Annotated in this window: 2 protein-coding genes; both read left to right on the forward strand. The window is 42.3% G+C overall.

What is annotated here, in order from left to right:
* Positions 1-1,394, forward strand: a 1,394-nt coding sequence (locus G2999_RS12435) for a M20/M25/M40 family metallo-hydrolase (protein ID WP_010181803.1), incomplete at its 5' end; no start/stop codon positions are given.
* A gap of 112 nt (positions 1,395-1,506) precedes the next feature.
* The coding region (locus tag G2999_RS10905; RefSeq protein WP_010181800.1) for a 1-acyl-sn-glycerol-3-phosphate acyltransferase at positions 1,507-2,094 on the forward strand (588 nt) is incomplete at its 3' end.

Consider the following 2,094-nt stretch of genomic DNA (forward strand, 5'->3'; position numbering starts at 1 on the left):
GTGTCTTATTCGTTACCCTACTAGGTTGCCAAAACACAACACCATCTAATCAGGAAGCTCCTCTCTCTCCCACGAAAGACGATACTTACTCTTCTTTGATTAATACCAGTAGCCAAAGTGATTTAGCGTATGAAATTGTCAAATCGCTGACGGTAGAAGTCGGTCCACGCATAGCGGGTTCAAAAGGCGATAAACGTGCTGTTGCATGGGCCGAAACCAAGTTCGCAGAATTGGGGTTTGACAAGATTTATAAAGAGCCGGTTCGCGTACGTAATTGGGAGCGAGGATTTGCTGATGCAAAGATTGTCGCCCCCTTTCCACAAAGCTTAGTCATCACCGCACTAGGTGGAAGTATCGCTACGCCTGAAAGCGGTTTAACAGCGGACGTCGCCATGTTTGGCTCAATTGCAGAATTACAAGCGGCTAATCAAAGCGATATTGAAGGCAAAATTGTCTTCTTAAATACACGTATGCAACGAGATAAAGCAGGCCGTTTTTACGGTAAAGTAGTACCAAATCGTGTTCGCGGCGCAGTAGAAGCTGCTAAACAAGGTGCTCAAGCCGTGATCATACGTTCTGTCGGAACAGATAACTCGCGTTTTGCTCATACCGGTGTGATGCGCTACGATGATTCTGTGGAAAAAATCCCAGCAGGGGCGATATCTACTGCTGATGCAGACACATTAGAAGCAATGATCCAGAAAACCGATAAAGTCACTCTGTCTGTCAATATGCAAGCTAAAGATGCAGGGTGGCAGACGTCATATAATGTGATTGGTGAGTTTACAGGTACCGAATCGCCAGAAGAAGTCGTGCTGATCTCTGCACACTTGGATTCTTGGGATGAAGGGACAGGCGCATTAGACGATGGTGCTGGTGTGGGTATTGTGATGGCCGCTGCAAAACATATCAAAGATGTGATCGGTCAACCGAAGCGCACTATACGAGTAGTGTTATTCGCTGCAGAAGAGATAGGTTTAATCGGTGCCTATGAATATGTACGTGCGAATAAGGACACGTTAGATAGCATTATTGTCGCTGCAGAGTCTGACTTTGGTGCAGGACCAATATATCGAATGGATACCCGGTTTGCAGATAACGTTAGAGATGAGGCTAGTGAGCTTTATAACGCTTTGTTGACATTGGGTGTAGCTTTGGGAAATAACACCACTAACGGCGGTCCTGATGTCTCCATGATGCCAAAATATGGCGTCCCGGTGTTAGCGCTTAAGCAAGATGGTACTTACTATTTTGACTATCATCATACCCCGAACGATACATTAGATAAAATTGATATGGATGACATCCGTCAAAACCAAACCATTTGGGCATTAGTCACCGCTTATATGGCAAATACAAATTTTGATCCTCGTCCAGCACCAGCTGCTGATTGAGTTAACATCATAAATATGAAACGGAGTTGTCACACTAATGACAACTCTGCTTCATCTCTTTGTCATAATTCAAAGTTATTTTAGAATCATATATATACTGTGTGATTTAATTATGTTTTCTGTCTCAGATGTCATCCATCAACACTATCCAAAACTTGCCAATAATCCCACTATTGCAAAACCACTCATATTTTTATTGCGCCACCTGTTACATGAATCTGACATATGCGCATTTGTAAAAACATATCCACATTTAACTGGAATTGATTTTGTAGAACAAGTATTGGATTATTTTAATGTTACTTATTCTGTTCGGGAAACTGAAAAACAACATATCCCATCTATAGGTAAAGCAGTGATTATTGCCAATCATCCCATTGGCTCTCTTGATGGATTAGCATTGCTCAAAATGATTCATAATGTGCGTCCTGATGTGAAAGTAATGGCTAATCAAATGCTAATGAGCGTTAATGCGCTACATGACTTGTTATTACCCGTTGACAATATGCATGGAAATACTTGTCGAAAAGATATGCAGGCTGTTCATTCACATTTAAAAAATGAAGGGGTATTGATCATATTTCCCGCTGGAGAGGTGTCTCGTTTACACCCTCAAGGGATCCGTGATCCACAATGGCGTAGTGGCTTTCTTCGCATGCGAAACAACACCATGCTCCAATTTTACCTGTATTTATCGACG

The sequence above is a fragment of the Glaciecola sp. HTCC2999 genome (assembly GCF_000155775.1).
In the GTDB taxonomy this organism is placed as follows: Bacteria; Pseudomonadota; Gammaproteobacteria; order Enterobacterales; family Alteromonadaceae; genus Opacimonas.